At 60.7% G+C, this 24381-nt stretch carries 25 protein-coding genes; 6 read left to right on the forward strand and 19 right to left on the reverse strand.

What is annotated here, in order from left to right; all coding sequences use genetic code 11:
* Positions 1-66: 66 nt before the first annotated feature.
* The 11 genes from ACIPQ1_RS17015 to ACIPQ1_RS17065 form a co-directional block, all read right to left on the reverse strand.
* Positions 67-1473 (reverse strand): saccharopine dehydrogenase C-terminal domain-containing protein, encoded by a 1407-nt coding sequence (locus ACIPQ1_RS17015; protein ID WP_446534482.1) that lies wholly within the window; start codon positions 1471-1473, stop codon positions 67-69.
* A gap of 115 nt (positions 1474-1588) precedes the next feature.
* Entirely contained in the window at positions 1589-2398 is an 810-nt protein-coding gene (locus ACIPQ1_RS17020; RefSeq protein WP_446534483.1) for a DUF3618 domain-containing protein, read from the reverse strand.
* Positions 2395-2826 carry a phage holin family protein gene (locus ACIPQ1_RS17025; RefSeq protein ID WP_411385150.1) on the reverse strand — a complete coding sequence of 144 codons (432 nt, stop codon included), beginning with the start codon at positions 2824-2826 and terminating at the stop codon, positions 2395-2397. The genes ACIPQ1_RS17020 and ACIPQ1_RS17025 overlap by 4 nt, the downstream gene beginning before the upstream one ends.
* Positions 2826-3479 carry a hypothetical protein gene (locus ACIPQ1_RS17030; protein WP_186710501.1) on the reverse strand — a complete coding sequence of 218 codons (654 nt, stop codon included), beginning with the start codon at positions 3477-3479 and terminating at the stop codon, positions 2826-2828. The genes ACIPQ1_RS17025 and ACIPQ1_RS17030 overlap by 1 nt, the downstream gene beginning before the upstream one ends.
* A 350-nt stretch (positions 3480-3829) precedes the next feature.
* Positions 3830-4330 carry a YciE/YciF ferroxidase family protein gene (locus tag ACIPQ1_RS17035; RefSeq protein ID WP_250964258.1) on the reverse strand — a complete coding sequence of 167 codons (501 nt, stop codon included), beginning with the start codon at positions 4328-4330 and terminating at the stop codon, positions 3830-3832.
* Positions 4331-4483: 153 nt separating this feature from the next.
* Entirely contained in the window at positions 4484-5413 is a 930-nt protein-coding gene (locus ACIPQ1_RS17040) for a ZIP family metal transporter (protein WP_250964257.1), read from the reverse strand.
* A gap of 64 nt (positions 5414-5477) precedes the next feature.
* Entirely contained in the window at positions 5478-6359 is an 882-nt protein-coding gene (locus ACIPQ1_RS17045; protein WP_411385152.1) for a manganese catalase family protein, read from the reverse strand.
* Positions 6360-6617: 258 nt separating this feature from the next.
* The gene (locus tag ACIPQ1_RS17050) at positions 6618-6995 is read right to left on the reverse strand and encodes a general stress protein (protein ID WP_186710506.1); all 378 of its coding nucleotides are present in this window, start codon (positions 6993-6995) and stop codon (positions 6618-6620) included.
* Positions 6996-7520: 525 nt separating this feature from the next.
* Positions 7521-7769, reverse strand: a complete 249-nt coding sequence (locus ACIPQ1_RS17055; RefSeq protein WP_411385153.1) for a metallothionein — start codon at positions 7767-7769, stop codon at positions 7521-7523.
* A gap of 26 nt (positions 7770-7795) precedes the next feature.
* Positions 7796-8062, reverse strand: a complete 267-nt coding sequence (locus ACIPQ1_RS17060) for a hypothetical protein (protein WP_446534484.1) — start codon at positions 8060-8062, stop codon at positions 7796-7798.
* Between the two features lie 62 nt (positions 8063-8124).
* Positions 8125-8634, reverse strand: coding sequence for a ferritin-like domain-containing protein (locus ACIPQ1_RS17065; protein ID WP_186710509.1), 510 nt, complete (start codon positions 8632-8634; stop codon positions 8125-8127).
* 177 nt (positions 8635-8811) lie between these two features.
* On the opposite strand from ACIPQ1_RS17065, the gene ACIPQ1_RS17070 reads away from it, so the two are divergent.
* Positions 8812-9639, forward strand: coding sequence for an NAD-dependent protein deacetylase (locus tag ACIPQ1_RS17070; RefSeq protein WP_446534485.1), 828 nt, complete (start codon positions 8812-8814; stop codon positions 9637-9639).
* A 117-nt stretch (positions 9640-9756) separates the two neighbouring features.
* Here the strand turns inward: ACIPQ1_RS17070 and ACIPQ1_RS17075 are convergent, their stop codons facing one another.
* Positions 9757-10647 carry a LysR family transcriptional regulator gene (locus tag ACIPQ1_RS17075; protein ID WP_207966690.1) on the reverse strand — a complete coding sequence of 297 codons (891 nt, stop codon included), beginning with the start codon at positions 10645-10647 and terminating at the stop codon, positions 9757-9759.
* Between the two features lie 240 nt (positions 10648-10887).
* Between ACIPQ1_RS17075 and ACIPQ1_RS17080 the strand changes: the two genes are divergently transcribed.
* The 3 genes from ACIPQ1_RS17080 to ACIPQ1_RS17090 are packed head-to-tail and all read left to right on the forward strand — an operon-like array spanning position 10888 to position 13480.
* Entirely contained in the window at positions 10888-11586 is a 699-nt protein-coding gene (locus ACIPQ1_RS17080; RefSeq protein WP_003200117.1) for a CoA transferase subunit A, read from the forward strand.
* A gap of 35 nt (positions 11587-11621) precedes the next feature.
* Positions 11622-12287: a CoA transferase subunit B gene (locus ACIPQ1_RS17085; RefSeq protein WP_003180355.1), complete on the forward strand. Its 666-nt coding sequence runs from the start codon at positions 11622-11624 to the stop codon at positions 12285-12287.
* 11 nt (positions 12288-12298) lie between these two features.
* Positions 12299-13480, forward strand: coding sequence for an acetyl-CoA C-acetyltransferase (locus ACIPQ1_RS17090; RefSeq protein WP_446534486.1), 1182 nt, complete (start codon positions 12299-12301; stop codon positions 13478-13480).
* A 436-nt stretch (positions 13481-13916) separates the two neighbouring features.
* Here ACIPQ1_RS17090 and ACIPQ1_RS17095 read toward each other — a convergent pair whose 3' ends face one another.
* Genes ACIPQ1_RS17095 through ACIPQ1_RS17120 form a run of 6 tightly spaced genes read right to left on the reverse strand, consistent with a single transcriptional unit; the run spans position 13917 to position 19870 of the window.
* Positions 13917-15659 carry an ABC transporter substrate-binding protein gene (locus ACIPQ1_RS17095; RefSeq protein WP_186707525.1) on the reverse strand — a complete coding sequence of 581 codons (1743 nt, stop codon included), beginning with the start codon at positions 15657-15659 and terminating at the stop codon, positions 13917-13919.
* 50 nt (positions 15660-15709) lie between these two features.
* Positions 15710-15982 carry a DUF2160 domain-containing protein gene (locus ACIPQ1_RS17100; RefSeq protein ID WP_186707524.1) on the reverse strand — a complete coding sequence of 91 codons (273 nt, stop codon included), beginning with the start codon at positions 15980-15982 and terminating at the stop codon, positions 15710-15712.
* 10 nt (positions 15983-15992) lie between these two features.
* A complete protein-coding gene (locus ACIPQ1_RS17105) occupies positions 15993-16793 on the reverse strand; it encodes a carbohydrate ABC transporter permease (protein WP_014337490.1) in 801 nt (266 codons plus the stop codon).
* 10 nt (positions 16794-16803) lie between these two features.
* Complete coding sequence (locus ACIPQ1_RS17110; protein WP_030142069.1) at positions 16804-17670, reverse strand: carbohydrate ABC transporter permease; 867 nt, start codon at positions 17668-17670, stop codon at positions 16804-16806.
* A complete protein-coding gene (locus tag ACIPQ1_RS17115; RefSeq protein WP_250964246.1) occupies positions 17667-18776 on the reverse strand; it encodes an ABC transporter ATP-binding protein in 1110 nt (369 codons plus the stop codon). Before ACIPQ1_RS17115 ends, ACIPQ1_RS17110 begins: the two co-directional genes overlap by 4 nt.
* A complete protein-coding gene (locus tag ACIPQ1_RS17120; RefSeq protein WP_186730993.1) occupies positions 18776-19870 on the reverse strand; it encodes an ABC transporter ATP-binding protein in 1095 nt (364 codons plus the stop codon). Before ACIPQ1_RS17120 ends, ACIPQ1_RS17115 begins: the two co-directional genes overlap by 1 nt.
* Positions 19871-20290: 420 nt before the next feature.
* Here ACIPQ1_RS17120 and ACIPQ1_RS17125 point away from each other — a divergent pair, with 420 nt between their 5' ends.
* A complete protein-coding gene (locus ACIPQ1_RS17125) occupies positions 20291-22135 on the forward strand; it encodes a sigma-54-dependent Fis family transcriptional regulator (RefSeq protein ID WP_411385157.1) in 1845 nt (614 codons plus the stop codon).
* Between the two features lie 257 nt (positions 22136-22392).
* Here the strand turns inward: ACIPQ1_RS17125 and ACIPQ1_RS17130 are convergent, their stop codons facing one another.
* Positions 22393-22920, reverse strand: a complete 528-nt coding sequence (locus ACIPQ1_RS17130) for an anti-virulence regulator CigR family protein (RefSeq protein WP_411385158.1) — start codon at positions 22918-22920, stop codon at positions 22393-22395.
* 129 nt (positions 22921-23049) lie between these two features.
* On the opposite strand from ACIPQ1_RS17130, the gene ACIPQ1_RS17135 reads away from it, so the two are divergent.
* Entirely contained in the window at positions 23050-24261 is a 1212-nt protein-coding gene (locus tag ACIPQ1_RS17135; RefSeq protein WP_446534487.1) for an MFS transporter, read from the forward strand.
* The last annotated feature ends 120 nt before the right edge of the window (positions 24262-24381 follow it).

Consider the following 24381-nt stretch of genomic DNA (forward strand, 5'->3'; position numbering starts at 1 on the left):
CACTTCATCATCGACTGAACTGGCGCTATCGCGAGCAAGCTCGCTCCCACAGGGATTGTGTATCTCTCAGAACCGGGTGAAATGCTCGAATTGCCAATCATCGGCCGCACCATCCCCGCGAGCCTTGTGAAGGGCACCGGTCGGCGTCCAATCGGTGCGTTTGCCCACCAACGTCCCCAGGTAAGGCCGGGCGACTTCCAGCACGCGCTCATAGTCCATTTGTTCCGGCTCGACGATGCCACGATCCGGATGTTCAATGGCCCAGACGATTCCCGCCATGACACCGGCCGCCACTTGCAGGCTGGTGGCGTTATTGAAAGGCACCAGGGCCCTCGCCTCGTCAATGCTCAACACCGAACCGAACCAGTAGGCGTTCATTTCATGCCCCATCAACAAGACCCCCAGGGCATCCACCCCACCGGGGGCGATTTCGCCGTTGAGAATCCGCTGCCGGGCCTGGGTTTCCCAGCCACGACCGATCAGCTCATGGACAGAAAGCCAGGCATCGTTGCAGGGGTGATAGGCGTAATGCAGGGTCGGTCGATACACCAACTTGCGCTGGTCTTTCACGGTCAGCAAATCGGCCGTCGAAGCGGTTTCGTGGTGGGTGATCATCAGCCCCAGGCAGGGCCCGCCCACCGGCGTCCAGGTCTTGATCAAGACGCTGGCGCTCGGGCGTTCCAGATAGATCGCGTTGCGGCTCCCGAAACTATGACGCCGGGCAGCCGTTGGCCAATTCCGTTCATGGGACCCCCACCCCAACTCGGCCGGCTGACGGCCCTCGCTGATGAACCCCTCCACCGACCAGGTGTTGACGAACTCGTCGTCTGTCTTGGGACGCTGGGAGCGTTGGCTGTCGCGTTCGGCAAAATGAATGACCTTGATCCCCAACGCCATGCTCAGCCTGGCCCAGTCCACACCGCCCGGTTTTTGCGGCAGCGGCTGCTTCAATTGCGTCGCCAGTTCAACCAGCCCGGCCTTGAGCAAATGGGTGATCAAACCGGGATTGGCGCCATGGGCCACCACTGCCGTCGGGCCTCTGCCCAGTTTTTTGCGCAGGCCCAGCACTTGATAGCGCAACGCGTAGTTGGTCCGATGGGAAAGGTCCAGGTGCGGATCCTCGTAGCCTCCCGCCCATGGCTCGACGCAGGTGTCGAGGTACAGCGCGCCCTTCTCGAACGCGTACGCCATGAGGTCCAGGGAGCTGGCCTCGACGGACAGGTTGACGATGAAATCACCACGCTTGACGAAGCGATCGAGGATTTGTGCATAGGTTTTTCGGGTCAAGGCCTTGGGGATAAAACGGATTCCCCGCTCCTTGAACCAGATGTTGTGGTCGATCACCGGTGCGATGACGGTGATCTGCTTGATCTCGACGTGATCCTGCCCCAGCAGCAAGGGCAACGTGGCCCGGGCGATGGAGCCGAAGCCGATGAAGATCAGACGGCCGGTGAACGGGACCTGACGTTTCATGTGCTGCCTCCTTGAGAAGGGTGTACGGCCCATGAAATAACCGAACGGTGATCGAGGCTACTGTCAAGGTTGACAGGTGCGGCGCAGATCGCCCTGCGCCGCACCTCGCGTGCGCCTACGAAGTGCCCAGCCCGCCGGACAGATCCGTGCCGGAGTGGGCCCGCCCGTTGGCCGGCGTAACGGCGGGCTCGTCACGGTGTTCGGTGGTCTTGCTCACCGTATCGCGCACCGTTTCATAACCCTCCCGCGCCGTGCGCTTGACCTTGTCGGCCAGGTCGGCGCTGGTCTTGCCCATCGTTCGCTGTTCGGTAGAGGTGCTGGGCAACGCCGCGCCCAGCATTGCCCCGAGGGCGATACCCGCCGCCGCCATCATCAACGGCTGCTCCTTGAGCAGACGGCTGAACTCATCGCCCAGGTGCTGCGACCCTTGGGCCACGCGCTCGCCCGCCTGATGAGCGCTGTGCCGGGCATGCCGGGCGCTGGCGCCCACGTCGTCCGCCAGGTGCGCAGCTTTGTCCTTGAGATGGTGAAAGCCTTCGCGCAATGACTCACTGCCGCTGTGCAGGTGCTCTCGCGCATTGTCCAGGCCACCGGCAAGCCCTTCGCTCCAACCGCTGGAATCCTGGTCCGGCCCGACGCGATAACCGACCCGCGGCGGATGGTTCTGCCCAAGCATCAGCCAGCACAAGCCAACCGTGGTCAACACGGTGGGTACCGGGTTGTTGCGCACCGTAGTGCCCAGGTTGCCGAAAAACTCGGCGCCATTTCCCTTCACGAGCCCCAGGGCCTGATCCAGCATTTGCCCTGGCGTGAACTTGCTGCCCAAGGCGTCGACGATATGGCTGATATGGGCGCGCTGCTCGTCGATTTCACGCTCGATGGCCTCTGGGCTCTTTTCGGATTCGGTTTTGAATTCATCCTTCATGAGGCTTTCCTCCGCAGGGCTTCCTGGTCTTTGTTCAAGGCATCGAGCGTTCGGTCAGGCTTGAAGTGGGACGGTTCGAATTGTTTCTTGCCCGACTGGACCATGACAAAACCAATGATCATGACCACGACGCCGACGATCAGCGCCGCCAGCCAGGGCGCCATCATCGTACTCAGGCCATACACCGCCGCCATCAACAGGATGATGAAGCCGGCCATGAGTACCATGGCGCCACCGGCCACCGCAGCAATGCCCGCCTTGAGCGTGTTGAGGCTCGCCTGGAATTCAGCCTTGGCCAGCGCCAACTCCTTGGTGAAGAGCGAGGGGACTTCGTGGGTCAATTGCCTGAGCAACCCCATGACCGAGGCATCGCTTTCGGGCGTCGAGGCGCTGGCGGTACGCTGCATATCTGGGTCTGGTCGATTCATCACAACTCTCCTCTGGTATTGGCCGAACCCGGCAGCGAGCCGGTGGCTGAATCACTGGGATGGTCCTGGACACTCGGTGAGGTCGGGGTGACACCGGTGGCCAGGCCGCTGCGGGTAGCGGCACCGGGGCCGATGGGATCAGGGGTCGATTCAAAAGGCCGCTGGGCGCCGAATCCTCCGGCGGGAGGGTTTGAATGCCCGGCGGCGGGTTCGTCGGCCTCGGTGGCGACCGGCGAGGCACCGGCCTTGAGGAATCGCGACAGCCCAAAGCCCACCGCGATGCTGCCGGCGAGGAACAGACCGGGGTTATCCCGCGCCAGGCGAGAACCGTCATGCAGCAACTGTTCGGCACTCTTGTTGCGCAATTTGCCGGCCAGGCCGCTCATGCAGTCGGCCATGTCCGCCAGATAATGGGATAAGCCGAGGGTGTCGTTGGCTTCGAGCTCCGACATGGCGGATTTGGCGCCACGGGCCAAGGCATCGATCTGGTCCGCCGCGGTATCGCGGTACTGGCCGAAATGCGCATCGGCCTTCTCGCGGGCGCTGCCGATCGCTTCGTTCACGTCCTCCTTGATGTGGTTCAGGGATTCCTCAGGCCGACCTTGGCTTGAAGTGCCGCTTTGTCGCTCGGGGTTGTTGTCCGGGATAGTCATGTCTGTCCATCGCCTCCGTGATGAAAAACTCAACGACAGGCAGTCGCTTAGCGACGCCTGGATAAGTGCCTCTCAGAACAAATGACGGGACGCGATGCGGGCTAGTTCCAACGAGTTTCAAGGCTGGACGCTGTGTGGTCGTTGAAGCCGCTTGATGGGTTTTTACGGCGAAAAAAAAGGCACTGATGTGAACATCGATGCCCGATTCACGTAGAACCTGTGGCGAGGGAGCTTGCTCCCGCTGGGGTGCGCAGCAGCCCCAATAATTTCTGCGTTCAACCCCAAAACCTGGGACTGCTGCGCAGTCCAGCGGGAGCAAGCTCCCTCGCCACAAAAAAGCGACGTCGAACTCAGGACGCCATCGTCGCCGCCTGGTTGCCGCCCTGCTCGGCAATCTTCGAGAGTTTCTCGTCGGTGGCTTTTTCTTCCTTGAGGGTCGCCAACAGCAGGCCGACCACTTCATCGCCCAGGTTCAAATGCTTGGCCATGGCGATCAAGGTGCCGTAACTGGCGATTTCGTAGTGCTCGACTTTCTGCGCCGCGCCGATCAGCCCCGCGTCGAGCACCGCGCCTTTTTCGATTTCCTCGATCAGCTCCTTGGACTCTTCCACCAGTCCTTCCATGGCGATGCATTTCATGCGCTTGAGCTTGATCCCCGCCACTTCGACGAGGGTATCGATGCGCTCAATCTGGCCTTGGGTTTCCTCAAGGTGATCGTGAAAGGCTTGTGCGAGCAAAGGGTTGGTGGTGGCCCGAGCCATGCGCGGCAAGGCACGGGTGATCTGTTTTTCAGCACTGTAGACATCGGACAGTTCGTGGATGAACAGGTCTGTCACGGTTTTTCTGGCCATTTCAATCTTCCTCTGTTCAGAAGGCGAGCCTCGAAAGGTTGATGGGGTGAAGCCGGCAGAGGCGGCTTCACCTGTCATCAACACTGACCCAGGGGAAATTTCGGATGTTCCAGAAATTTGCCGAAACGTTGACAGAGGGTATCGGTGACGCGCTCAACCCAACGCCGTGTCGAGAAACATCATCACCGCAAAGCCCATCATCAAGCCGAGGGTGGCCGGGGTTTCATGGCCGTTGCGATGGGTCTCGGGAATCACCTCGTGGGAGACCACGAAGATCATCGCCCCCGCCGCCAGCCCCAGGCTGATGGGGTACGCGACGGCTACGCCCGACGACATGCCCAGGCCGATCACCGCCCCCAGTGGCTCCATCAGCCCTGAACCGACCGCGATGAGCGCGGCACGCAAGGTGCTGATACCGGTGACGCGCAGCGCCATGGCAATGGCCAGGCCCTCGGGAATGTCCTGGATGGCAATAGCGGTGGTCAGGGGTAAGCCGACCTTGAAATCGCCGTCGGCAAAACTGACGCCGATGGCCATGCCTTCTGGCAGGTTGTGCAAGGTGATGGCAAGTACAAACAACCAGACACGATTGATCCGCTCGGCCTGGGGACCACGCCGGCCACTGAGTTCATGTTCGTGCGGCACGAAACGGTCCAGGCCGATCATCAGGGCGACGCCCAGCCCCAGGCCCACCACGACGACAAGCGCGGCGAGCAACTGATTGCCACAGATTATCTGTGCCGCTTCGATGCCCGGCAGGATCAATGAGAACGAACTGGCGGCGAGCATCATGCCGGCGGCAAACCCCAGCATGATGTCCTGGGTACGCGAGGAGATATCCCGCAGCACCACCGCCATCATCGCCCCCAGCGCGGTGGCGGCAAAACCCGATGTTCCGCCCAACACGGCGTAGCCGAGGTTTTGGCGATTGGCGCCCACCAAGGCGTTGTAGCCACTGTAGAGCAACAACGCCGCCACCAATGCCAGCCCGAGCCAGAACGTCACCCCCAACAAGAGATTCTCTTGCACGGGGTTCAGCCAAGTGCGCCAGGGCGATCGAATCCGGGAAGTGGGCTGGTCCATCGAATGTCCTTACGGGTCTTGGCTCGAAATATCAGGCGAGGGAGTCGCCTCCCTCGCCATTCGTTTACAGTTTGTCACCTTGTATCCCCGAACCCAAGTCGGCGCCCGTGGTGGGGTTGCTTTCAGGGTTGGACATCGTCCGCGCCTTCATGTCCATCAACAGTGCTTCGTCCTTTTCACTCAACTGCACGCTGGCCAGGCCATCGCCACCGTCGACCGCCGGAACCGGATTCTCGACGAACTCCCAGTCCTCGCCCTGGTTCCATGGGCCACGTACGGTAGGTTCACCTTGGGACATGTTGAAGTACACGTTAGTGAACTCCGGCATGCCGGGCAGCTTGCCTTGTGGGAAGTTGGGCTGGATGGCATGCAAGGCTTTTTCGAACGACAACTGATGGGCGATTTCACGGGTCATCAAAAAGCCCAACGCTTCCTTTACCCCCGGGTCGTCAGTGACGTTCATCAATCGCTCATAGACAATTTTTGCCCGGGCTTCAGCGGCGATGTTGGAACGCATGTCCGCCGTCGGCTCACCGATCGTGTCCACATAAGCGGCAGTCCACGGCACCCCGGCAGAATTGGTCAATGGCGAACCGGCACCGTACAGGAGGCTGGTGATATGAGAGTCGTTACCGGCACCGTTGATGTCCCGGTACAGTTGGCCCTCCTTCTCCACCCCTTCAGCCATCTTGCCCTTGGCACCCTTGTTCAACATCACGATGATCGAGCCAATCACTTCCAGATGGCTGAGTTCTTCGGTGGCAATGTCCATCAGCAGATCCTTGCGTCCTGGATCGTCCTCGGACAAGGCCTGGGTGAAATAACGCGATGCCGCCGCCAATTCCCCCTGGGCGCCACCGAACTGCTCGAGCAGCAGGTTGGCGAGTCCAGGATTAGGCTCAGCGACACGCACGGTATACTGCAATCGTTTGTTATGTAGAAACATGATTGAACTCCTCGCTCAGGCACACATCATGAGAACACTGCCGACCGGCAGGCTCATGAAAATCTGAAGAAGTTAAATGAATAAAATTTAGTTTTTATTCAAGACGGAAGACGAATGGTTAATTGCAACTCAAACCCCTCACCCATCTCTTGAACAATCAATAGCGCAGCGAAGCCGGGCATGAAATACCCGACTTTTAATATCAAGGTCGGAACAGGTCCCATGCCAACGGCACGGGACCTGCGCGACCACGGGACATTACGATTTACGACCGCCACCGTGGCTATTTTCACCGCCTTTCTTGCCAGCTTCGGAGGCTTTTTCCCGGTCGTTGGCAAAGTTGCCACCCGAGGCCTGGCCACCTTTGCGGCCGGCTTCCGAAGCCCGCTCAGGGTCGTTGGCAAAATTACCACCCGAGGCTTGCCCGCCTTTACGGCCGGCCTCTGCAGCACGTTCCGGATCGTTGGCGAAGTTACCGCCCGACGCCTGGCCACCCTTGCGTCCAGCCTCGGATGCGCGTTCCGGATCGTTGGCAAAGTTGCCGCCCGATGCCTGGCCGCCTTTTTTCCCGGCTTCCGATGCCTTCTCACGATCGTTAGCGAAATTGCCAGGGTTGTTATTACCTGTGTTAGCCATTTCATTCACCTCGTTAGTTGATGTCAACGAACCTGTTGGCTCGTCCTATTCGGAAAATTTGACGCCGTTAAGGTTTTAAAAAAGAGCTGCAAACGGCGACGAACGGTCAACAGCTTTATTTATATCCCCGCTGCCCACGTATTTATTGCGCCAGCCTATTAAACAAGCGGCGATTGATAAGCAGCGTTAAATACCGAAACTTCATCCAGCGAAGAAACCTGTGGGAGCGAGCTTGCTCGCGAGGGCGTCGGATCAGCCTGAATTGATAGTGACTGACACACCGCCATCGCGAGCAAGCTCGCTCCCAAAACTGCTCCGCTTCACCCGCAAAACAGTGCGTGTCTTTCCACGCCGTCCGCCAAGGGCCCGGTGGCGCCGGCACCCCATTGCACCGGTCTCGTCACCCAAGCCTCGCGCCGTTCCAGGAAGCCAAAACTCGCGGGCTGCCGGTGTTGTCTTGCACCACCGCACTGACCGGCTTGCGGTGTCCGGGCACCCTGTCGCCGATGCCCGGATAGAGCAATGTCAGGGTGAAATCGGGTCACTGGCCGGGAACGTTTCTTCCAGTGCTTCATCCAGTTGGTTGTTGGTAATGTCCCGCTCGCCGACCTTGCCACTTCGTTCGCAATGACAATCCGCCGCCGGACACGGCTCGCCATTGGGGTGTTGTTCTGCGCAGGCCTGGCTGCAATAGGCCTCGCCGTCATGATTGAACACCCGCTCGGGATCTACCTCGCAATGGCAGCCGGGGCAGCCACAACGCAGTTCGCTCATGTCGTCCTCCTGGGGACCGGGTGTCGTCACGATCCCACCAGTAATTGAACCTCCAGGCTGGCCGCCGCGACGCCGTGCTTCGCTACATACACCTCGTCGGTCCAACCTTTGGTCAGGTTGCGATACGTCTGGGTGCCAAGGGCCGTTGTGTCCCATTCCATGACATCGCCGATGTCGACGTCATTGGCGGGCCCCAGTTCAAGCACTGTGTGGCCCTCCTCTTCCGACACGTAGACACCCACCCTGGCGCTCTGTCGATTGATGGCTCTTACCTCACCGGTGGTCTGCTTCATACCTGTCCTCTTTTCTTTTGACGGCAGGTTTGGCGCGGTCGGGCCGCGCCACACTTTTCACCTCAGCGCTTGGCTTCGGTATGCGGATTGGCCGAGCGTTCCAGGAACGCTGCGGTAATCTGCGGCAGGTGATCGCGCAGCCATTCAGCCATGGCGATTTCCTGGGGCAGAATCTGCTCGCAAGCCCTTTGGGTTTCCACATCGCCGGCCACTTTCGCCGCCTCGATCAACACGGTGTAGGACGCGATCTCCAGGTTCTCGAAGACGTAGCCACTCATGGCGCCCTTGACCACTTCGTCACTCATCGCCATGCCGCCCATGGCTTGGCCGAACGCCATCAGCTTGCCGGCCATGTCCTTGAGCATCGACGGGCTGCCGCCCAGCCGCTGGATGCACTGTTCCACCAGCTTCTGCTGCCCGAGCGTCTCCTCGATGTGCTGTTCGATCCGGGCCTTGAGGACCGGGTAATGTTCCAGGCGCTCGGCCTGGGCCTTGAGCATTTTCTCCGCTTGCTGTTCCATGGCATGGGCATCGTTGAGCCAATCCAGCAGGTTCTCTTTAGGGGTTGCCATTGCGTTCTCCTTATCAGTGACATTGGCGCACTGCAGTGCGAGAGCTTTGAGATAGCGCACATAAGGTGGATGTCCCACGCCCGGGGAAAGTTTGAAGAAACACCTGCGCAGGGCGACGAAAGGCGTGCGGCTAGCCCGCTGCTAACCTCAACGATTCCAGGCCAGCGGAGAACCCACATGCCCGACGATCTTCAGCGTGACCCCGTCGAACAACTGCAGCAGTACATGGCCGGGCGCCGTTTCCTGGTGCTGACCGGCGCGGGCATCAGCACCCCGTCCGGCATTCCCGACTACCGCGACAGCGACGGCGTGCGGCGGGGCAAGCAACCGATGATGTACCAGGAGTTCCTCGCCAAAGCCGAGGCGCGACGGCGCTATTGGGCGCGAGCGATGCTGGGCTGGACACGCCTGCGTCAAGCCCGGCCGAACCAGGCCCACGAGGCCTTGGCGGCGTTGCAGGGACAGGCCCGCATCAGTGGCCTGATTACCCAGAATGTCGACGCCTTGCACGACCAGGCCGGCAGCCAAGGCGTCATCGAATTGCACGGCAGCCTGCACCGTGTGCTGTGCCTGGACTGCGGCCAGCGCAGCGAGCGACAGCAGATTCAACACTTGATGGAAGCTGAAAACCCTTACCTGGCCGGCGTCGATGCGGTGCAGGCACCCGATGGCGACACCCTGCTCGACCCGGCGTTCGAGGCGCGCTTCCAGGTGCCCCATTGCCCCCATTGCGAGGGCGAACGCTTGAAACCCGATGTGGTTTTCTTCGGTGAAAATGTCGCCGCCGCCACCGCGACCCGCGCCACCCAGGCGGTGGAACAGGCGGATGGGCTGTTGGTGGTGGGCTCATCGTTGATGGCGTATTCGGCGTTCCGCCTGTGCCGGGCGATCAAGGACCAGGGCAAACCGCTGCTGGCGATTAACCGAGGCAAGACCCGGGCTGATGAGTTGCTGGACTTGAAGGTTGAAGTACCGTGCGAAGAACTGCTGCCCTTGCTGATTTGACGATCACAAGCCCCCTGTGGGAGCGAGCTTGCTCGCGATGGCGGCGGATCAGCCAGCATTGATATTTACTGACACACCGCCATCGCGAGCAAGCTCGCTCCCACAGGGATTGGGTGGTTAACGTACGGGCAAATCCTGATCCCTCAGCGTATCGAACAGCGCCTGCGCCGCCGCCGACAGCTCATGCCCCGGCTTGGTCAGCACCCCGATGGCCCGTTCGATCACCGGATCGCTCAACGTGATGCAGCGAGCCCCCAGCTCATGCATCTGCCCGACACACAGGGCCGGCACGGCACTGACGCCCAGGCCGCTGGCGACCATCCGCCCGACGGTCGCCAGTTGATGGCTCTCGAACTCCACGGGCAGTTTCATACCTCGGGCCTGCAGATGTTCCTCCAGCATCACCCGAACGGTGGAGGGTCGTTGCAAGGTGATGAATGGCTGCTCCAGCAAGGTTTCCCAGTGGACTTCGTCGCGCTGGGCAAGCGGCGAGTCCAGCGGCACCACCGCGACGAAGCGATCGAGATACAAGGGCGTGAACGCCAACGATGAACCCTGCATCGGTTCGAACGCCACGCCCAGTTCCACATGACGATCACGGACCATTTCCAGCACCTGTTCGTTGATCACGTCGTTGACCGTGACGTTGACATTCGGATAGCGGGCGCGGAAGGTCTTGAGGATCGGCGGCAGCAAGTTGCCGGCAAATGACGGCATCGCCGCTAACGTCACGCGACCGCGCTGCAAGGTGAAGCGCTGGCGCATTTCGTCCTCGGCGTTGTCCCAGTCGGCCACCAGCCGGCGGGCCAGGGGTAGCAAGGACTCACCTTCGGGGGTCAGCGCCACGTTACGGGTGTTGCGGCTGAACAGGCGGCCACCGAGGCCTTCTTCCAGGGCCTTGATGGTCAGGCTCAGGGCCGATTGGGACAGGTGCAGCCGCTCGCAGGCCACGGCGAAGCTCAGGCTCTGGGCCACGGCGAGGAAGGCGCGGATTTGCTTGAGGGTCATGGTCGTTCTATGTCCGGTTACGTAGGAGCTGCCGAAGGCTGCGATCTCTTGATCTTATCTTTCGCTTGAAACTTAAGTGTCTGGGGAAAGATCGCAGCCTCGTTGCACTCGGCAGCTCCTACGGGGTAAGCACTATTGAGTTTTATCAATCAATCCAATTTAAAAATCAACTTAACAAATATATGACTTGGCGCAACACTGCATCCCATTGCGACCCCATCAAGAATAAAAGAGGTGTCTATGGCAGGTTTCGACAAACGCGTGAGCTCTTATGAGGAAGCGCTGGAAGGCTTGAAGGATGGCATGACTGTCATCGCCGGCGGCTTCGGCCTGTGCGGTATCCCGGAAAACCTGATCGCCGAGATCAAGCGCAAGGGCATCCGCGACCTCACCGTGGTGTCCAACAACTGCGGCGTCGACGGTTTCGGCCTCGGCGTGCTGCTGGAGGACCGGCAGATTCGCAAAGTAGTCGCCTCCTACGTCGGCGAAAACGCCCTGTTCGAGAAGCAGCTGTTGAGCGGCGAAATCGAAGTCGTGCTCACCCCCCAAGGCACCCTCGCGGAAAAAATGCGCGCCGGTGGCGCAGGCATCCCGGCGTTCTTCACCGCCACCGGCGTCGGCACGCCCGTGGCCGAAGGCAAGGAAGTGCGTGAATTCCACGGCCGCCAATACCTGATGGAAGAATCCATCACGGGCGACTTCGCCATCGTCAAAGGCTGGAAGGCCGACCATTTCGGCAATGTGATCTATCGCCACACCGCGCAGAACTTCAACCCGCTGGCCGCGACGGCGGGCAAGATCACCGTGGTGGAAGTCGAAGAAATCGTCGAACCCGGCGAGCTGGACCCGACGCAGATCCACACCCCTGGCATCTACGTCGACCGGGTCATTTGCGGCACGTTCGAAAAGCGCATCGAACAGCGCACCGTGCGTAAGTGATCCCCTGCCCCCGGCCCGAATGAAGGAATAACACCATGGCACTTTCCCGCGAACAAATGGCTCAACGCGTCGCCCGCGAAATGCAGGACGGCTACTACGTGAACCTGGGCATCGGCATTCCGACCCTGGTCGCCAATTACATTCCCGAAGGCATGGAAGTCATGCTGCAATCGGAAAACGGCCTGCTCGGCATGGGCGCGTTTCCCACCGAAGCCGAAGTCGATGCCGACATGATCAACGCCGGCAAGCAGACGGTCACTGCGCGCATTGGCGCGTCGATCTTCTCTTCGGCCGAATCGTTTGCCATGATCCGTGGCGGCCACATCGACCTGACCGTGCTGGGTGCGTTCGAGGTGGATGTCGAAGGCAACATCGCCTCGTGGATGATCCCCGGCAAACTGGTCAAGGGCATGGGCGGCGCGATGGACCTGGTGGCCGGTGCCGAGAACATCATCGTCACCATGACCCATGCGTCCAAGGACGGCGAGTCGAAACTGCTGCCCCGTTGCAGCCTGCCGTTGACCGGTGCCGGTTGTATCAAGCGCGTGCTGACCGACCTCGCCTACCTGGAAATCCAGGACGGCGCCTTCATCCTGAAAGAACGTGCCCCGGGCGTCAGCGTCGAGGAAATCGTCGCCAAGACCGCCGGCAAATTGATCGTGCCGGACCACGTCCCTGAAATGCAGTTCGCTGCCCAGTGAGGAGAGATTCGATGCAAGAAGTCGTGATTGTCGCCGCCACCCGTACCGCCATCGGCAGCTTCCAGGGTTCGCTGGCTGCCATTCCCGCACCGGAACTCGGTGCCGCGGTGATTCGTCGCCTGCTGGAACAGACCGGTTTGTCCGGCGAACAGGTCGATGAAGTGATTCTTGGGCAGGTGCTAACCGCAGGTTCCGGACAGAACCCGGCGCGCCAGGCGTCGATCCTCGCCGGCCTGCCCCATGCGGTGCCGGCCCTGACCCTGAACAAAGTCTGCGGCTCGGGCCTCAAGGCGTTGCACCTGGGCGCCCAGGCGATCCGCTGTGGCGACGCCGAGGTGATCATCGCCGGCGGCATGGAAAACATGAGCCTGGCCCCGTACGTGTTGCCGGCCGCCCGCACCGGCCTGCGCATGGGCCACGCGAAGATGATCGACAGCATGATCACCGACGGCCTGTGGGATGCCTTCAACGATTACCACATGGGCATCACCGCCGAGAACCTGGTGGACCAGTACGGCATCAGCCGCGAGGATCAGGACGCCTTCGCCGCCGCGTCCCAGCAGAAGGCGGTCGCCGCCATCGAAGGTGGACGGTTCGCCGATGAGATCACGCCGATCCTGATTCCCCAGCGCAAAGGCGATCCCGTGGCGTTCGCCGCGGATGAACAACCGCGCGCCGGTACCACCGCCGACTCCCTGGGCAAGCTCAAGCCTGCCTTCAAGAAGGACGGCAGCGTTACGGCGGGCAATGCCTCCTCGCTCAACGATGGCGCCGCCGCGGTGATCCTGATGAGCGCGGAAAAAGCCAAGGCCCTGGGCTTGCCGGTGCTGGCGAAAATCAGTGCGTACGCCAATGCCGGCGTCGACCCGGCCATCATGGGCATTGGCCCGGTCTCGGCCACCCGTCGCTGCCTGGACAAGGCCGGCTGGTCCCTGGAGCAGTTGGACCTGATCGAAGCCAACGAAGCCTTTGCCGCTCAATCGCTGGCCGTGGCCCGAGAACTGAAATGGGACATGGACAAGGTCAACGTCAACGGCGGCGCCATCGCCTTGGGCCACCCTATCGGCGCCTCGGGGTGCCGGGTCCTGGTGTCGCTGCTGCATGAAATGATCAAGCGCGACGCCAAGAAAGGCCTCGCGACCCTGTGCATCGGCGGCGGCCAAGGCGTGGCCCTGGCGCTGGAACGGGCTTAACCGACACGGGTTCAACAGGGGTTGTGCGGACCCACGAATATCCGCGCGGCCCCTGGCACCACCCCCGGCGCGACCTCGGTTGCGCCGGTTTTTTTTGCCTGATTTTAATCTGTATGGCTGCCACCGCCATCGCGAGCAGGCTCGCTCCCACAGTGGACTTGTGGTGCCAGCCATATCTGCGTTCACCACAAAACCCTGTGGGAGCCGAGCTTGCTCGCGATGGCGGCGGGACATTCAGCATTCCCGTGACAGGCATACCGCTTTCGCGAGCAAGCTCGCTCCCACAGTGGACTTGTGGTGTCAGCCATATCTGCGTTCACCACAAAACCCTGTGGGAGCGAGCCTGCTCGCGAAGGCGGTGGTCCTGTCTGTCGCCGTAAGCCCAGGCAAAAAAAAACGGCACCTTTCGGTGCCGTTTTCACGCTCACAGGGGGAGTTACTTGCGGGCCGCCTCCCACGACTTCAGCAGCTCGGTGTAGCTCACGGTTTCGCCTTTCGGCTTCTCGTTCGCCAGTTTCGGCTTCGGAGCACCCGGCTGGTCGAACCAGTATTGCGCGTCGCGCTCAGGGTTCATCTTAGGTGCGCAGGTGGCTTGGGCCTTGGAGCGTTCCAGACGCGTCATGATCGCGTCCTGGTCCTTGGCCAACCCGTCGAGGGCCTGCTGAGGGGTCTTCTCGCCGCTGGCGGCTTCGGCGATGTGGCTCCACCACAGTTGCGCCAGGCGTGGGTAGTCCGGCACGTTGGTCCCGGTCGGGGTCCATTGCACGCGGGCCGGGCTGCGGTAGAACTCCACCAGGCCACCGAGTTTCGGTGCCAGGTCGGTCAGGGCCTGGGAGTTGATGTCCGACTCACGAATCGGCGTCAGGCCGACGATGGTCTTCTTCAACGATACCGTCTTGGACGTCACAAACTGCGCATAGAGCCAGGCCGCGAGTTTCTGCTTCTCAGGCGTGGACTTCATGAACGTCCAGGAACCCACGTCCTGATACCCCAGCTTCATGCCCTCTTCCCAATACGGACCGCGTGGCGAAGGCGCCATGCGCCATTTCGGCGTGCCGTCGGCATTCACCACCGGCAGGCCCGGCTTGGTCATGTCGGCGGTGAAAGCGGTGTACCAGAAAATCTGCTGGGCGATGTTGCCTTGGGACGGCACCGGGCCGGATTCGGAGAAGGTCATGCCCGCCGCTTCCGGTGGCGCGTACTTCTTCATCCAATCCACGTATTTGGTGGTGGCGAACACGGCCGCAGGACCATTGGTGTCGCCGCCACGGGTCACGCTGGAACCGACCGGATGGCAGTCCTCGACGCGAATGCCCCACTCGTCCACGGGCAAACCGTTGGGCAGGCCCTTGTCGCCGCCGCCAGCCATGGAGAACCAGGCATCGGTGAAGCGCCAGCCCAGGGACGGGTCTTTCTTGCCGTAGTCCATGTGGCCGTAGACACGCTTGCCGTCGATCTCCTTGACGTCTTCGGAGAAGAACTTGGCGATGTCCTCATAGGCCGACCAGTTCACCGGTACGCCCAACTCGTAGCCGTACTTTTCCTTGAACTTGGCCTTCAGGTCCGCACGCTCGAACCAGTCGGCGCGGAACCAGTACAGGTTGGCGAACTGCTGGTCGGGCAGTTGATAGACCTTGCCGTCCGGCGCGGTGGTGAAGGAAATACCGATGAAGTCCTTGAGGTCCAGGGTCGGCGAAGTGAAATTCTTGCCTTCGTTGGCCATCAGGTCGGTGATCGACTCGGTCTTGCCGTAGCGAAAGTGCGTACCGATCAGGTCCGAGTCGTTGACCCAACCGTCATAGATGTTCTTGTCCGACTGCATCTGGGTCTGCAACTTCTCCACCACGTCGCCTTCCTGCAGCAGGTCGTGAGTCAGCTGGATCCCGGTGATTTCGTTAAAGGCCTTGGCCAATACCTTGGATTCATACTCGTGGGTGGCGATGGTTTCCGACACCACGTTGATTTTCATCCCGCGAAACGGTTCGGCGGCCTTGATGAACCACTTCAATTCTTCAAGCTGCTGCTCGGCTGTCAGGGTCGACGGCTTGAATTCACTGCCGATCCATTTTTTAGCGGCGTCTTCATAGGCGTCGGCCCAGGCCGTAGCGCTCAGCCCGCTGAGTGCCAGCATGGCTGCCAATGAAACGCTATGTCGCAGCTTATTGTTTTTATCGAACATAGAGACCTCTCCTGTTTGGGTTTAAGAGCCTGATCGTCGCGTTGTCGCGATTAGCCCCACCGCATCACTGCCAACAGCCACACCAAAGACAACGCGAACGCTATCCAGATGCTCCAGTCGGTCACGCCAATCACCAGCAGGTGCAGGTAGGCGCTACCGAGAAGACCGATAAACAACCGATCGCCACGGGTCGTGGCAATCGGCAGGAAACCACGCCGAGGGATACTCGGCGAACGCAATTCCCACGTCGTCATGCCCACCAGCAGCAAGGCGATGACACCAAAAAAAGCCGCCGTCGGGACGGTCCAGTTCATCCATTCCATCATCGACTCCTCAGACCCGGCCCAGGGCAAAGCCCTTGGCCACGTGGTTGCGAACGAACCAGATCACCAGCATGCCCGGCAGGATGGTCAACACCCCCGCCGCCGCCAGCACCCCCCAGTCGATACCCGACGCCGACACCGTACGGGTCATGACCGCCGCGATCGGCTTGGCATTCACCGAGGTGAGCGTACGGGCCAGCAACAGCTCGACCCAGGAAAACATGAAGCAGAAAAATGCCGTGACGCCGATGCCGGAGCCGATCAACGGAATGAAGATCTTGGCGAAGAACTTGGGGAAACTGTAGCCGTCAATGTAGGCGGTCTCGTCAATTTCTTTCGGCACCCCGGACATGAACCCTTCGAGGATCCATACCGCCAACGGCACGTTGAACAGGCAGTGAGCCAGGGCCACGGCGATATGGGTGTCGAACAAGCCGATGGACGAATACAGCTGGAAGAACGGCAACAGGAACACCGCGGGTGGCGCCATCCGGTTGGTCAGCAGCCAGAAGAACAGATGCTTGTCCCCCAGGAACCGATAACGGGAAAACGCATAGGCCGCCGGCAACGCAACGCCCAGGGAAATCACCGTGTTCAGGCTCACGTAGTACAGCGAGTTGAGGTAACCGGTGTACCAACTCGGGTCGGTGAAGATCACCTTGTAGTTGTGGAAGGTGAAATCGTGGGGCCACAGGGTCAGGCCGCCAAGGATCTCGGTGTTGCTCTTGAACGACATGTTCAGCAGCCAGTAGATGGGCACCAGCAGGAACAGGATGTAGATCAACAGCGGAATCAGCTTTCTCTTGCTCATTGTGCGGGCCTCAACGGTTGGCGTCGGAGTGCGTCATGGCGGTGTAGAACAGCCAGGACACCAACAGAATGATCAGGAAGTACACCAGGGAAAACGCCGCCGCCGGGCCCAGGTCGAATTGGCCGATGGCCATCTGCGTCAGGGTCTGACTGAGGAACGTGGTGGCGTTGCCCGGCCCGCCGCCGGTGAGCACGAACGGCTCGGTGTAGATCATGAAGCTGTCCATGAAGCGCAGCATCACGGCGATCAGCAGCACGCTCTTCATCTTCGGCAACTGGATGTGCCGGAACACCGCCCAGTTGGATGCCCGGTCGATCCGCGCCGCTTGATAATAGACATCGGGAATCGCCCGCAGCCCCGAATAACACAGCAGCGCCACCAACGACGTCCAGTGCCAGACGTCCATCACCAATACGGTGACCCAGGCGTCCATGGTGTTGGCCGCGTAGTTGTAGTTGATGCCCAGGCCGTTAAGGGTGGAGCCCAGCAAACCGATGTCGGCGCGGCCGAAAATCTGCCAGATGGTGCCCACCACGTTCCACGGGATCAGCAGCGGAATCGCCAGGATGATCAGTACCAGGGACGACCATTTGCCCTTGGTCGGCATGGTCAGGGCGATAGCGATGCCCAGGGGGATTTCAATCAGCAGCACGCACGCCGAGTAGATGAACTGGCGCAGCAGAGAATCGTGCAGCCGTGGATCGAGCAGCACCTGCTTGTACCAATCGGCGCCGACGAAGTAGCGGCTGGATTGATCGAAGATGTCCTGCACCGAATAGTTGACCACGGTCATCATCGGGATCACGGCGCTGAAGGCCACCAGCAGGAACACTGGCAACACCAGCCACCAAGCCTTGTTGTTCTGCACCTTGTTCATGGCTGCACCTCGCTCAACGGTTCCAGCAAATACTCATCGGCATAGACCATCAGCCATTGGGCCGGGAAACTGATGTACGCCGTGCCTTCCGGTACGGGCTTGTCTTCGGCCAGGCGGACCTTCAGCGGTGCGCCATCGAGGTTGAGGGTCAGGATCTTGTAGGTGCCCAGGTCTTCGACGTGGACCACGTCGGCCCGCATCGCGTCGTCGTAAGGGCCATCCCAGACATGCACGAACTCGGGGCGGATACCGACCTTCAGGCTTTTGCCCTCGGCTTCGGCGATACGCCGTTGCAAGGTGTCCGACAGGGGCAAATGGGTCGAGGCGAAGCCGACGCCACCGGGCTGCGCCGTGACTTCGATCAGGTTCATCCCCGGGCTGCCGATGAAGTAGCCGACAAAGGTGTGGCTGGGGCGCTCGAACAAATCCCGAGGCGTGCCGAACTGCACGATCTGGCCGCCGTACATCACCGCGATCTTGTCGGCGAACGTCGAGGCTTCCAACTGGTCGTGGGTGACGTAGACCATGGTGATGTTGAACTGCTCGTGGATCTGCTTGAGCTTGCGCCGCAACTTCCATTTCAGGTGCGGGTCGATCACCGTCAGCGGTTCGTCGAACAGGATCGCCGACACATCGTCGCGCACCAACCCGCGGCCCATGGAGACTTTCTGTTTCTCATCGGCGGTGAGGTTGCGGGCCTTTTTGTCCAGCAGGTTCTGCAGGTCCAGGACCTCGGCGATTTCCTGCACCTTGGTGTGGACCTTCGCCTCGGCCATGCCCTGGTTGCGCAGCGGGAACGCCAGGTTGTCAAACACCGTCATGGTGTCGTAGACCACCGGGAACTGGAACACCTGGGCGATGTTGCGGCGTTCCGGGGTCAGGTCGTTGACAACTTTGCTGTCGAACATCACTTGCCCTTCGGAAGGGCTGAGCAAGCCGGAAATGATATTGAGCAAAGTGGACTTGCCGCAGCCCGAAGGGCCGAGCAGCGCATAGGCACCGCCCTGCTCCCAGATATGGTTCATCTCGCGGATCGCGTAGTCCTCGGGGCCCGCCGGGGTGCTGGTGTAGCTGTGGGCAAGGTTCTGCAAACGAATTTCAGCCATCAGGCAACCCTCGCAATACGCAGGCCAGGGGCCTGGACCAGCTTGCCTTGGGCATCGAAGACAAACAGTTTATGGGTCGGAATGTAGATGCGGATCGGCGCGTCCACGTCGTACTCATGCACCCCTGGCAAGTGCAGCACCAGCAGGAAATGTTCGTTGCGCACATGCAGGAACGTCTCCGAGCCGCTGATCTCGGCCACCTCGACGGTCACCGCCAGTTCGAGGTCGTCGTCGTTGCTCGGCACCAGGGAAATATGGCTGGGGCGCACGCCGAAGCGGAACTCACCCTCGCCCACCGGGCGCAGGTCGACGTTCAGCGGGAAGTGCACGAAATTGGCGAAGCTGACTTCATTACCGGCAATACGACCCGGCATGAGGTTGATCGGTGGTTCGGAAAACAGCTCGGCGGCCAGCACGGTTTGCGGCTGGTGGTAGACGGAAGACGACTTGCCGCTCTGAATCACCCGGCCCTCGTGGAGGATCGTGGTGGTGCCGCCCAAGGCCAGCGCCTCGTTAGGCTCGGTGGTGGCGTAGACGGCGATGGTGTGGCGGGCCTGGAACAGCTCGCGCATTTCCTGGCGCAGCTCTTCGCGCAGCTTGTAGTCGAGGTTCACCAAAGGCTCGTCGAACAGGATCAGCTCGGCGTCCTTGACCAGGGCCCGGGCCATGGCCGTGCGCTGCTGCTGGCCGCCGGACAATTCCAGTGGATGGCGCTTGAGAAACTTCTCGATCCGCAACATCTTTGCGGTTTCCAGGACCTTGCTTTGGATGATTTCTTCGGACACACCGGCCTGGCGCAACGGCGAGGCGATGTTTTCGAAAACGGTCATGGTCGGGTAGTTGATGAACTGCTGGTAAACCATCGACACGTTGCGCAACCGCACCGGACGGTGGGTGACGTCGACGCCGTTCATCAGGATGCGGCCGCTGTCGGGCTTGTCCAGACCCGCCATCAGGCGCATGAGGCTGGTCTTGCCGGACAGCGTGCGGCCCAACAGGACGTTGAAGGATCCGGGTTCGAAACTCAGATTGGCATCGTCGATCCAGGTCTGGCCTTCGACGGTGCGACAGATGTGCTCAAGCTTTAATGACATGGCTCGGCCTTTTTATTATTTGGAGTCAAGCGACCCGAGCTTCAAAGCGAAAGCCGTGCCAGAAATCACAAACCCTTGATCAGGTTGATTTTTTACTGGATTGGCAGGCAAAAGGCGTTCGTTGATGAACAGAAGTGAACAATCAGGAATGAACAACTGAACAATGGACGGGTTGACAATGAACAATTTTGAACAACACTGAAAGAACGTTTTCGGCTAGCCTGGCCATGCCCCCTGTGGGAGCGAGCTTGCTCGCGATAGCGGTGTTTCAGCGGCATTGATGTGGCTGACATACCGCTATCGCGAGCAAGCTCGCTCCCACAGGGTTGATGTATGAAGTGGTATTCAGGCCTGCCCCAGCACAAGGAGTCTGTGCGAGACTTGCCACAACAATAAAAACAGCTCCTGCGAGAGTGCCCCATGGCCGCACCTGCTCCTGCCTTGTCCCACGAGGCCATCATCCAGGCTTCCTGGTCCCGTTGCCGCGCCTTCGGCCTGAATCACCAGAGCGTGCCGGCCTTCGATCAGTTGCCCGCCCAAGGCATCGCCCACTTGCTGGAAAGCCAGCATTCGCTGGTGCAGACCACCCATCAGGAGGTCTTGCCGTATTACGAGAACATCCTCAGCAACTCCAATTGCCTGATCATGCTGGCCGACAACCAGGGCCAAGTGCTGACCTCCTGGGGCACCCAGCGCTTCATCGAGCCGAAACTGGCCCATGGCTTCAGCGCCGGGGCGAGCTGGATGGAGCGCTGCACCGGCACCAACGCCATCGGCACCGCGCTGGCCTGCGAACAGGCGGTGCACATCGAGCACGATGAACACTTCCTCAAGGCCAACCGCTTCATGACCGGCTCCGCCGCGCCGATCTTCGATGCCGAGCGCAAGGTCATCGCCGTGCTGGACGTCTCCAGCGACAGCTACCTGCCGCCGTCCCACACCCTGGGCATGGTCAAGATGATGAGCCAGACCGTGGAGAACCGGTTGATCCTCAACCTGTTTCGCGGTGAACACTTCCAACTGACGTTCAACACCGGTTTGAACAACCTCGACAGCCAGTGGGCCGGGCTGTTGATTTTCGATGAAAGCGGCCAGGTGCTCTCGGCGAATCGACGTGCGGATAACCTGCTGGGCCTGAGCTTGTCGCGGGTCAGCATCGAAAGCCTGTTCAAGGTGTCGCTGCTGGAACTGCTGAACCAACCCGACGGCCTGCCATTCGCCCTGCAAGCGTCTGGCAGCAATCGATTCCAATGTCTGCTCAGGCGCCCGAGTCAGGTGTCGATCAGGGCACGCGTGTTCACCGAAGCAACGCCTGCGCCGGCCCCCGCCAGCAACACCATCGGCCTCAACACCCTGCACTTCGGTGACAGCCGCGTGGAGAAAGCCGTGCGCCAGGCCGAGCGCTTGCTGGAGAAGGACATTCCACTGTTGATCCATGGCGAGACCGGCGTCGGCAAGGAAGTGTTCGTCAAGGCCCTGCACCAGGCCAGTTCGCGCGCCAAGCAGCCATTCATTGCCGTGAACTGCGCCGCGATCCCCGCCGAGTTGGTGGAGTCGGAATTGTTCGGTTATGAGAAAGGCGCGTTCACCGGCGCCAACCAGAAAGGCAGCATCGGCCTGATCCGCAAGGCCGACCGCGGCACGCTGTTTCTCGACGAGATTGGCGACATGCCCCTGCCGACCCAGGCCCGGCTGCTGCGGGTCTTGCAGGAACGTTGCGTGCAACCGGTGGGCAGCGCCGAGCTGTTCCCGGTGGACATCCGCATCATCTCCGCCACCAACCGCTCACTGCGCGAACAGGTGCAACTGGGGCGGTTTCGCGAAGACTTGTACTACCGCATCGGCGGCCTGACCCTGGAACTGCCGCCCTTGCGCGAACGCAGCGACAAGCAGGCCCTGTTCAAGCGCCTGTGGGAACACCACCGCGAACCGACCCAATGGGCCGGCCTGAGCCGTGAGGTATTGGACCTGTTTGAACGCCACCCCTGGCCGGGCAACCTGCGACAGGTCAGCAGCGTGCTGCAAGTGGCCCTGGCGATGGCCGAGGAACAGCCGATCCGTCCGGAACACCTGCCCGACGACTTTTTTGTCGACCTGGAAATGGAACCGGTGGAAACGCCTGAACCACTGACGGTGGACCTCAACGATGCCGAGGATTTGAACCGCCAGTTGCAAGCCGTGGGCGGGAATATCTCGCACCTGGCGCGACGACTGGGGGTCAGCCGCAATACCTTGTACAAACGCCTGCGGCAGCTGGAAAGCTGATACAAAACCTGTGGGAGCAAGCCCACTCCCACAGGGGGAAATGCGCTACCCGAGAACACCTGGAAAAAAATGTGGGAGCGAGCCTGCTCGCGAAGGCGTCGGGTCAGCCAACCTCAATGCTGAATGACACACCGCTTTCGCGAGCAGGCTCGCTCCCACAGGGAATTTGTGTGAACGCCGATTGCTTGAACACCTACGAAACCTGTGGGAGCGAGCTTGCTCGCGATAGCGTCAGTTCAACCGAGAATGGCACCGGCTCAGTCGAACGCACCGTTGAGCACTTCATAAATGATGCCAGTGGCAATCGCCACCAGGATCAGGTCCGTGCCGACCTGCTGCCATTCATAACCGTCATAGTGCGGCAAGCGTCCCAACAGCCGGCCATCGAGCTTCTTGGCAATGCCGGGTGGCAACGGCTTGCCTCGGGCCAGGTTTTTCTGGATGCCCGGCGGCAATGCCGGGCCGGGGCTCCAATAATCGCGATAACCGCCAATCACACCCAGGATGCCGCCACGGTCGATGCTGGGGCCGTTATGCCAATCACTGCCACCGCCTTGGTTTCCCTTGCCGCCTTGGTTGCCTTTGCCGCCCTGGCCACCCTTGTCACCAGGATTCCCTTGCCCCCCCTTGTTGCCCTGCCCGCCCTTGCCTCCTTGCCCTTGACCGGGACCTTGATCAAATTGAGCGTTTCCCTTGCCGTTTCCCGGGTCCGCGACAACAATGCCAGGGCCCGCCGCCAAGGCGAAACAGGTAACAGCAGCAATCAACGAGCGCGATTTGAACATGGCAGTTCTCTCGAAAAGGGGACATCCCCTGTAAAGATATAGAGACTAACGGTGATATTAGTTCCATATCACGCTTCGCGTCGTTTGCCTGGACCGGATAACACCTGAACACCGCAATCAAGGAGCTCCATGCGCAAGGATTACCTGGCTTTTTTCGTCTCGATGTTCCTCTCGCGGTTGGCCGATCAGATCTTGCTGTTCATCGTCCCGCTGATTGTTTTCCAGACCACCAACAGCGTCTCCTGGGCGGGCCTGGCGTTCTTTGTCGAATCCTTGCCACGCTACCTGGCGTTCCCGATCTGCGGCGCGCTGTGCGACAAGTTCCCGCCGATTCGCATCCTGCACATCAGCCAGGTCTATCGCGCCGCAGCCTGCGCCGTCGCAGTCGTGCTCTATGGCGTCTTCGGCGGTGTCTATTGGATCGTGGCGCTGTCGGCCCTCTGTGGCGTGCTGACCACCCAAGGCATCATGGCCCGCGAAGTGGTCTTGCCTTACATCTTCAAGCACTACACCTACACCAAGACGCTGTCTTATTCGCAAATCGCCGACCAGACCGGCTTGGTACTGGGACCACTAATCGCTGCGCTGCTGCTCGAGGTGTGGGCGTGGCACTGGGTGGTGCTGGCGATCGCCGGGCTGTTCCTGCTGGCAGACCTGGCCATGTTGTACTGGCAGCGCAGCAGCTCGGTCACCCTTGAGTCCTTCGAGCAACACCATGATCTCTGGTTGAACCCGCTGCGCATTGCCCTGGGCCACATCCGCAACCTGGCGGAACTGAAAAAAGTCATCAGCCTCGCGGTGGGCGTCAACCTGATCATCGGCGTTACCCTCGCCACGTCGGCGGCCATGGTCATCGGCCACTATGGCGCCGGAAAAGATGATTACGCCGGGTTGCAGGCGGCCGGTGCCGTGACCACCATCGTCATCCTGTTTCTCCTGGCCCGGGTCACCTTGCCCTTGAAACTTCTCGGCGCCCTCTCCTACACGCTGATTGCCGTCGGCGCTTTCATCACCGCATTCAGCCCAAACATCTGGGGCTACGTCGTCGGTTTCCTGCTGATCGTCGGCTTCGACAAGATGTTCAACGTGTACATGCGCAGCATCCGTCAGCAGGTCATTCCCCCACAGGACTTTGGCAAGACCGTCGGCGTGATCACGCTGCTCAACAACCTGTCGCAACCGTTCGCGGGCTTGCTCGTCGCGGTGTTGGCAGCGCCTGTTGGGACGCAGGAGGTGATTCTGCTGCTGGCGGTGGTCACCAGCCTGATCGGAGTCGGTGTGGTCGTGATGAACAGGCAATCAACACAGGGGACAAGGGTCTACCGTACCGATTCAGATTGACCCTCGGCTTGTATTATCAGTGACTTATTCTTGAGGCATGGTTGCATCGTTGCCAGCGTCGATGCGCATCTTCCCACCATTCGTCACCTGTTAAATGTTGGAATCTACAGGCGGCCATGT

The sequence above is a fragment of the Pseudomonas sp. LARHCG127 genome (assembly GCF_052871455.1).

Coding starts and splice junctions, on each gene's coding strand:
- ACIPQ1_RS17115 (WP_250964246.1), bottom strand. CDS start 18,776: ATGGCTGAAATTCGTTTGCAGAACCTTGCCCACAGCTACACCAGCACC.
- ACIPQ1_RS17060 (WP_446534484.1), bottom strand. CDS start 8,062: ATGAAGCAGACCACCGGTGAGGTAAGAGCCATCAATCGACAGAGCGCC.
- ACIPQ1_RS17025 (WP_411385150.1), bottom strand. CDS start 2,826: ATGAATCGACCAGACCCAGATATGCAGCGTACCGCCAGCGCCTCGACG.
- ACIPQ1_RS17035 (WP_250964258.1), bottom strand. CDS start 4,330: ATGGCCAGAAAAACCGTGACAGACCTGTTCATCCACGAACTGTCCGAT.
- ACIPQ1_RS17015 (WP_446534482.1), bottom strand. CDS start 1,473: ATGAAACGTCAGGTCCCGTTCACCGGCCGTCTGATCTTCATCGGCTTC.
- ACIPQ1_RS17130 (WP_411385158.1), bottom strand. CDS start 22,920: ATGTTCAAATCGCGCTCGTTGATTGCTGCTGTTACCTGTTTCGCCTTG.
- ACIPQ1_RS17105 (WP_014337490.1), bottom strand. CDS start 16,793: ATGAGCAAGAGAAAGCTGATTCCGCTGTTGATCTACATCCTGTTCCTG.
- ACIPQ1_RS17085 (WP_003180355.1), top strand. CDS start 11,622: ATGGCACTTTCCCGCGAACAAATGGCTCAACGCGTCGCCCGCGAAATG.
- ACIPQ1_RS17110 (WP_030142069.1), bottom strand. CDS start 17,670: ATGAACAAGGTGCAGAACAACAAGGCTTGGTGGCTGGTGTTGCCAGTG.
- ACIPQ1_RS17020 (WP_446534483.1), bottom strand. CDS start 2,398: ATGAAGGATGAATTCAAAACCGAATCCGAAAAGAGCCCAGAGGCCATC.
- ACIPQ1_RS17055 (WP_411385153.1), bottom strand. CDS start 7,769: ATGAGCGAACTGCGTTGTGGCTGCCCCGGCTGCCATTGCGAGGTAGAT.
- ACIPQ1_RS17090 (WP_446534486.1), top strand. CDS start 12,299: ATGCAAGAAGTCGTGATTGTCGCCGCCACCCGTACCGCCATCGGCAGC.
- ACIPQ1_RS17030 (WP_186710501.1), bottom strand. CDS start 3,479: ATGACTATCCCGGACAACAACCCCGAGCGACAAAGCGGCACTTCAAGC.
- ACIPQ1_RS17050 (WP_186710506.1), bottom strand. CDS start 6,995: ATGGCTAACACAGGTAATAACAACCCTGGCAATTTCGCTAACGATCGT.
- ACIPQ1_RS17100 (WP_186707524.1), bottom strand. CDS start 15,982: ATGGAATGGATGAACTGGACCGTCCCGACGGCGGCTTTTTTTGGTGTC.
- ACIPQ1_RS17135 (WP_446534487.1), top strand. CDS start 23,050: ATGCGCAAGGATTACCTGGCTTTTTTCGTCTCGATGTTCCTCTCGCGG.
- ACIPQ1_RS17040 (WP_250964257.1), bottom strand. CDS start 5,413: ATGGACCAGCCCACTTCCCGGATTCGATCGCCCTGGCGCACTTGGCTG.
- ACIPQ1_RS17095 (WP_186707525.1), bottom strand. CDS start 15,659: ATGTTCGATAAAAACAATAAGCTGCGACATAGCGTTTCATTGGCAGCC.
- ACIPQ1_RS17120 (WP_186730993.1), bottom strand. CDS start 19,870: ATGTCATTAAAGCTTGAGCACATCTGTCGCACCGTCGAAGGCCAGACC.
- ACIPQ1_RS17045 (WP_411385152.1), bottom strand. CDS start 6,359: ATGTTTCTACATAACAAACGATTGCAGTATACCGTGCGTGTCGCTGAG.
- ACIPQ1_RS17065 (WP_186710509.1), bottom strand. CDS start 8,634: ATGGCAACCCCTAAAGAGAACCTGCTGGATTGGCTCAACGATGCCCAT.
- ACIPQ1_RS17075 (WP_207966690.1), bottom strand. CDS start 10,647: ATGACCCTCAAGCAAATCCGCGCCTTCCTCGCCGTGGCCCAGAGCCTG.
- ACIPQ1_RS17125 (WP_411385157.1), top strand. CDS start 20,291: ATGGCCGCACCTGCTCCTGCCTTGTCCCACGAGGCCATCATCCAGGCT.
- ACIPQ1_RS17080 (WP_003200117.1), top strand. CDS start 10,888: ATGGCAGGTTTCGACAAACGCGTGAGCTCTTATGAGGAAGCGCTGGAA.
- ACIPQ1_RS17070 (WP_446534485.1), top strand. CDS start 8,812: ATGCCCGACGATCTTCAGCGTGACCCCGTCGAACAACTGCAGCAGTAC.